Source organism: Edaphobacter sp. (assembly GCF_035532915.1).
In the GTDB taxonomy this organism is placed as follows: domain Bacteria; phylum Acidobacteriota; class Terriglobia; order Terriglobales; family Acidobacteriaceae; genus Edaphobacter.
On record NZ_DATKQC010000068.1, the window covers coordinates 21,647 to 27,755 of the forward strand.

4 protein-coding genes are annotated in these 6,109 nt (G+C 59.7%); 2 read left to right on the forward strand and 2 right to left on the reverse strand.

The window, feature by feature from the left end; genetic code table 11:
• Positions 1 to 20: 20 nt before the first annotated feature.
• Complete coding sequence (locus tag VMU57_RS03615; protein ID WP_325380873.1) at positions 21 to 815, reverse strand: 2-keto-4-pentenoate hydratase; 795 nt, start codon at positions 813 to 815, stop codon at positions 21 to 23.
• A gap of 47 nt (positions 816 to 862) precedes the next feature.
• Positions 863 to 3,637: a PIG-L family deacetylase gene (locus VMU57_RS03620; protein WP_325380875.1), complete on the reverse strand. Its 2,775-nt coding sequence runs from the start codon at positions 3,635 to 3,637 to the stop codon at positions 863 to 865.
• A gap of 140 nt (positions 3,638 to 3,777) precedes the next feature.
• Between VMU57_RS03620 and msrP the strand changes: the two genes are divergently transcribed.
• Positions 3,778 to 4,767: a protein-methionine-sulfoxide reductase catalytic subunit MsrP gene (gene msrP, locus VMU57_RS03625; RefSeq protein WP_325380877.1), complete on the forward strand. Its 990-nt coding sequence runs from the start codon at positions 3,778 to 3,780 to the stop codon at positions 4,765 to 4,767.
• Between the two features lie 218 nt (positions 4,768 to 4,985).
• On the forward strand, positions 4,986 to 5,708 hold the full coding sequence (locus VMU57_RS03630) for a protein-methionine-sulfoxide reductase heme-binding subunit MsrQ (protein WP_325380878.1): 723 nt from the start codon (positions 4,986 to 4,988) through the stop codon (positions 5,706 to 5,708).
• The last annotated feature ends 401 nt before the right edge of the window (positions 5,709 to 6,109 follow it).

Consider the following 6,109-nt stretch of genomic DNA (forward strand, 5'->3'; position numbering starts at 1 on the left):
CCCATCCATCAACCGGCAGCTCAATCCGGCAGCTCAGAACCCTCTGCCCCAAACCTCAGGTTGACCTTGCCCGCAGTTGAGAAGGTTACATCCGCAACCGCCCCAGCCGAAGCCAGCGTGCACCCGGTCCAGCTTCCGGTCGTGATCCAGTCGCCGCGCCTCAGGCCGCCGGTCCGCTCCGCTCCCTCGTTGGCGAGAAAGGGAAGCAGCCGCAACAGGTCTCCCGAGGTGTTCGAGCCGGTCCGCTCAACCCGGACTGACCCATCGACGGCCAGGGTGACGTGCTCCTGCGAGAAATCAATATGCTGCCAATCCGGGACAGCTTCCCCATAGACGAAACCACCATGGATCTGCAAATCGGCGATCATCGACAGTTTTGCCACCTGCATCGGATCGACGAATGCCGTCTCCAGAACTTCAATCGCGGGGTGACAACTTGCAACCGCGCCCAGAACTTCTTCGCGCGAGTAAGGCGTCTTCCTCGGGGGCAGGTCCTCGCCCATCAGGAAGGAGATCTCCGCTTCGAGGCCGCGATATCGGTGCGTTCTGCCGCGCATCTCGCATCCGCTGCACGAGATCCATGCCGCAGGCATAGGCGCAAACATGGGTGTGGCATCGGCCGTCGCAGCGCCAATCTTCCATCCGCCGACCGCCTCATAGGCCCACGACAACTTGTCCTGGACGAAGTAAGCCTCCTCCAGGGTCTCCGGACGCAGATCCACCGGAAGGTCCGCGATGGGCTGGTTCGTCCTGCGTGCGTCGAGCAGTAGGTCCACTGCATTCATCATCTGCCGTTGCTGAGCGCCATTCATCATGCAAAACAGTTTGCACCAACTTGCCCTGTTCTGTCTCGCCGAGCGACCTACTTCACATTTTTTCCAATGCTCAGCAGGTTGGCAAACAGGCGGTAAGCTCCCGGAACCCCCTCGGGTAACTGTCGATAAAGCGCGTAGGCAACATAGACGTACGCTCCCTTGCCTGTCCGCGCATAGAGCAGTCCGCCCATTTGCGGATCTTCGCCGGGATCGTGCGTCTCCAGCAACGCCTCATAATGCGGGTCCCAGGTTTCGATAAAGCCATGCCCGCGCTCCTCGACCCAGCCCTCAAAATCACGCGAAGTAATCTTGTTCGGCCAGCTAAGCAGCGGGCTCGACGGCTTGAGCAGGCGTACCGGATCGGTCTCATTGATGACCCTCTCCGCGCTGCCCAGCGACAGCGGATACGGGCCATCTCCGTCGTACTCCGCCGTGTTGTACTGCACAATCACCACGCCGCCATTCTTCGCATAGTCCAAAAGCTGCCCATTGGCGGAGGCAAGCTCCGGATGCGCCGCATAGGCGCGAACTCCCAGCACGACGACGTCGTAGCCCGCCAACCGTCCTTCCACTACATCGGCCATGGTCAACGTAGACGCGTGGACTCCAATATTTTCCAGCGACCTCTGCACGTCATCGCCCGTCCCCGGCAAATATCCCACCTTCAGATGCGGAGCCACCTTCACATCCACGCCGCTCGTCCGGTAGGTCGCCGGAGAGTACAGATTCGACCGCGTCAATCCCGCATATCCCACGGCCCGGTAGCCCTCGGCGTAGGTTCGATTCGTGACAGACGAGGTCGCCTCTGCCGTCAGGGTATACGCCTTTTCGCCCAGCGCCCCCGGCGTCACGACGAATGGGACCGCCTGTTCCTGCCCTGGAGCACTTGTCAGAAAATTCGCCGAGTCCGGCTGCGATTGCCATCCGGCAGGCATCTTCAGCCGCACCGTTCCGCGTACACCCTGCGGCTCCGCGCTGCGCACATGAACGGTCAAAGGAAAGCTCCGCTCGCCAAGCGGAATGATGCCCGCCGAAGGCTGCATCGACACGCTCATCTCCGGCTCAAACGCCAGCGGCTGCGACACGACACCGGCTGAAGTCTGTTGCGCGGCCAGCGCCACCTGCCCAAACCGAACATCCACGCCGTCATACTTCGCCGTAATCCATACCGTCTCCGCAGGCAGAGGCAGCGGAGCCAATCTCATCGCCGCGGCTTGAATGTCGTAATAAGGCTGCTCCACATTCTTTTGCGTGAAATAAGGCCGCGTCGCCGCATTACCATCGGCCTTCTCGCTCACCTTGAATCCGCAATCGAGGGTAGCCCCCGCATTCAAAACTCCATCGCCGGGAGTTACGCTGGAACCCTCCGTCCACCTGCTGCCATCCATCGAGCGCTCATCCCTCGCCACGACGCGAACGGGATCCTTGCCGCTATTGACCACCTCTACCTTCACGTCCACCAACGAACCCGGCACCACCGCACTGCCCGCCGCAACGCGCGCCTCTACACTCAGGCCAAGCGCCTCCACCAGCGCATCGTTGAACTGCGCCTCCTTCACGCGCAGCTCATGGAGCACGTCGTACCTCTCCCGCGCCGTCATATCCTTTGCCGCTTCGATTCTGGCGATCAAGGCCCGGGTCTCCACTAACCCTGTCTTAAGCAAAGGAGCAATCTTCTCAGGCGCGCCAGCCGAATACTGCGTCTGCGCTTGATCGATTACTTTAGAAATCCTCTCTAAATCATTCCTTAAAAATGATTTTTCCGTGGGCGCAAGGTCCGCGATTCCCACCACCGAAACATCCACGCCATCAAAAAAGCTCTTCTCCGATGCCCCTCCGCCGACACGTGAGCCATACCGCGTATACCCAACATCGAACTTGCCCGCCGGTGCGGTCCGTCCTTTCGGACCCATCTGCGACCGCTGCAACGACAGCCCGCGCCGGGCAAACTGCACGTAGCTCATCCCCAGCAGATCGCTGTGATCTCCCTCCGGAACCTCTACATTCGCCGCAGGAGCTTCGCTCGACCACGTCTTCGTCACGTAGTTATAAAACCGTGCCGGAGCATACTTTCCGGTCGCATAGTCATACATGCCCTTCTCCGTCACCCGCGAGAACGGCTCCCGCGCATAGACCTTGGCCGGGGCCCACGGCTCCAACCCCATCTCGGGAAACACCTTCGGGTCGGCCGCGGCAGTAAAGACCTCCTGCGCGATCTCTCCGCTCACCTGGTGCTGGCCATGCCCATCGGTCACGCCGCCCACAAACACGCTCGTCACCACCAGCGGGCGATACAGCCGCACAGCCCGCACAGCGTCATACAAGACCCGTTCATGCGTCCACTTCGCAAACGACTCTTCCTTCGTCTTCGAGAAGCCGAAGTCCACCTCGGTCCCGAACATCTGGTCGACGCCCATATAACGGTCCGCGGCCAGCAGCTCCTGCGTCCGCAGTAGCGCCAGCGCGCCGTCGAAGTCCCCGGACATCGCATTTTGCCCACCCTCGCCCCGGGTCAGGGTCAGCATCCCCACGCGTGCGCCCTGTCCTCGCGACTCGTAGGTCAGCATCCCGCCGTCCTCGTCGTCGGGATGGGCCACGATCATCAGCAGGCTTGCCCGGGTCGAAAGTTTCTTCAGGTCCTGCGCCAGCGCTGCGGCGCCACGGTTCGCGGGCAACGCATCCGCTACCACCGATGCCTTGACCTGCTCCCCGGCAAGATTTGCCGGGTCATGCGGCGTCTGTCCCCACGCAGTTACGCTCGGCAGCACTAACGCAATCGTCGCAAGAATTCCAAATCCTGAAAAAGCCCGTCTAATCATCATTTAGCTTTAATCTCTCATATCTGATGCCCCGGAAGGCACATCCGAACCGCGGGCCTGGGCGTAATCTATAGCAATAGGGCCTTGCGTTGTAACCAAATCCCCTCTGAGATGGTCTCAAAACAAGGAAAGAGGAAAGCCCAATGCTGATTCGCAAGTCCGACCGCCTCGGCCCCAATATCCCGTCCTCCGAAATCACCCCGAAGGAAGTCTTCGAGCAGCCTCGACAGACTCGCCGCAACTTTCTCGCCGGAGCGGCAGTCCTCGGAGCAGGCGCTGTCGCCGCCACCCGCATCCCCGGCCTCTTGCATCCCGACCAGGAAGTCCACGCCGCGACCCAGCTTCAGACCGTTCCCAGCAAATACACCGTTCCAGACGCGCAGACCCCCTTCAACAAAGCCACCAACTACAACAATTTTTACGAGTTCGGCGTCAATAAATCCGACCCTGCCCGCAACGCCCACACCCTCGTCACCCGCCCGTGGACGGTCAAGATCGACGGCCTCGTCAAAAAGCCCCAGACGCTCGACATCGACGGCATCATGAAGTACCGCCCCATCGAGAGCCGCGTCTATCGCCACCGCTGCGTCGAGGCGTGGTCGATGGTCATTCCCTGGGACGGCTACTCGCTCTCCGAGCTCATCCAGTTCTGCGACCCTCTCCCCAGCGCCAAATACGTCGAGTTCACCACGCTCCTCGACCGCAAGCAGATGCCTGACATCCCCGGCGGCTTTAGCTGGCCCTACACCGAAGGCCTGCGCATGGACGAAGCCATGAACCCGCTCGCCCTGCTCACCTTCGGCTGCTACGGCCAAGCATTGCCCAACCAGAACGGCGCACCCATCCGCGTCGTCATGCCCTGGAAGTACGGCTTCAAAAACTGCAAATCCATCGTCAAGATCAGCTTTACCGCAAAGCAGCCGCACACGCTTTGGAACGAGATGGCGCCGAACGAGTATGGCTTCTACTCCAACGTCAATCCGCAGGTCGATCATCCTCGCTGGAGCCAGGCCCACGAGCGCCGCATCGACTCCAGTTTCTTGCCCCGTACCATTCCCACACTGATGTTCAACGGCTACGGAGATCAGGTAGCGAGCCTCTACAGCGGTATGAACCTCAAAAAGAATTTCTGATTTTCGGTACTTCCTGAGAACCTGTAACAATTCAAAGAAATGTCAGCGACCCTCACAAAAACGTCATCCCAATCTTGCACAAAAAACGTCATCTCGACCGGGGCCGCGCAGCTTCATCGCGCGGCGCAGCGGAGAGCCGCCAGTATTCGCCTTTGCCTGTTTTTCCATAAAATCCTCCCTACGAGTCCACCAGCAGCACGCACGCAGATAACCCATCCATGTCGAAACGATCCATCATCGCCCTCAAGTTCCTGCTCCACCTCCTGTGCCTCGCTCCCTTCATTTACCTGTTGCACCTCTATCGCAACGGCACGCTCGAACTCAACCCCGACCCGGTCAACTACATCACCCATTTCACCGGCGACTGGACGCTCTACATTCTGCTGGCCACGCTCGCCATCACCCCGTTGCGCCGTCTCTCGCCACGTATCAGCTTTCTTATCCGCTTCCGTCGTCTGATCGGTCTCTACGCCTTCTTCTACGCGACGCTCCACCTCGCCACGTACGTCTTCCTCTTCTCGGGCTACGACATCGCCACCGCCCTCAGCGGCATTCGCTCCGGCCATCCCGGCGAGATCATCACGCAATGGAAGATCATCTGGCCGGCCATCGTCGACGACCTGCTCAAGCGCCGCTTCATCCAGGTCGGCCTCTTGGCGTGGGTCATCCTGTTTCTGCTCGCGGCCACCTCGCCGTCCTTCGTGATGCGGGCCATGGGAGGCAAAAACTGGCAGCGTCTGCATCGGCTGGTCTACGTCGCCGCAATCGCCGGAGTCATCCATTTCTGGTGGCTGGTTAAGACCGGCGTCCGTACGCCGTGGAAGGACACCGCCGTTCTGACGGTGCTTCTACTCGCTCGAATCGTCTACATGGTTTGGAAGCGTTCACGGAAGAGCAAACCCGCAATCAAAATCAATGCTGCGGCCGTTAGAGCAAGGTAGCAGTTGGTTTCGAGTCTGCCGAGCCCTTTGTTTGTCATTCCCGAAGGGAATCTGCGGTTGCCTTCCTCCACACCAACAGCAAATTTGCTCTAGGGAACTCCTGATTAAGTCTTCGTTTTGAAAGGGCGTGGCTTCAGCCACGCCACCAATCGCTCATCTGTCACGGGGCTTTAGCCCCCGAGGGATTGTTCAGGAACTTAATCAGACCTTCCCTAGTAAATAAAGCATCGATCGTTTGTCGGTGCCAAACTTACTGAGGCGGTGCATCCGGCTGAGACTGCTTATCCTTATCGCCACCACCGCCGAAGAGCTTCTGGAAGAAATTTTTCTTCTTAGGCTTAGCCTCCTGTGTCTCAGGAGCGTTTTGTGCAGGTGGAGCATTTGGCCCAGGTGCAGGAACA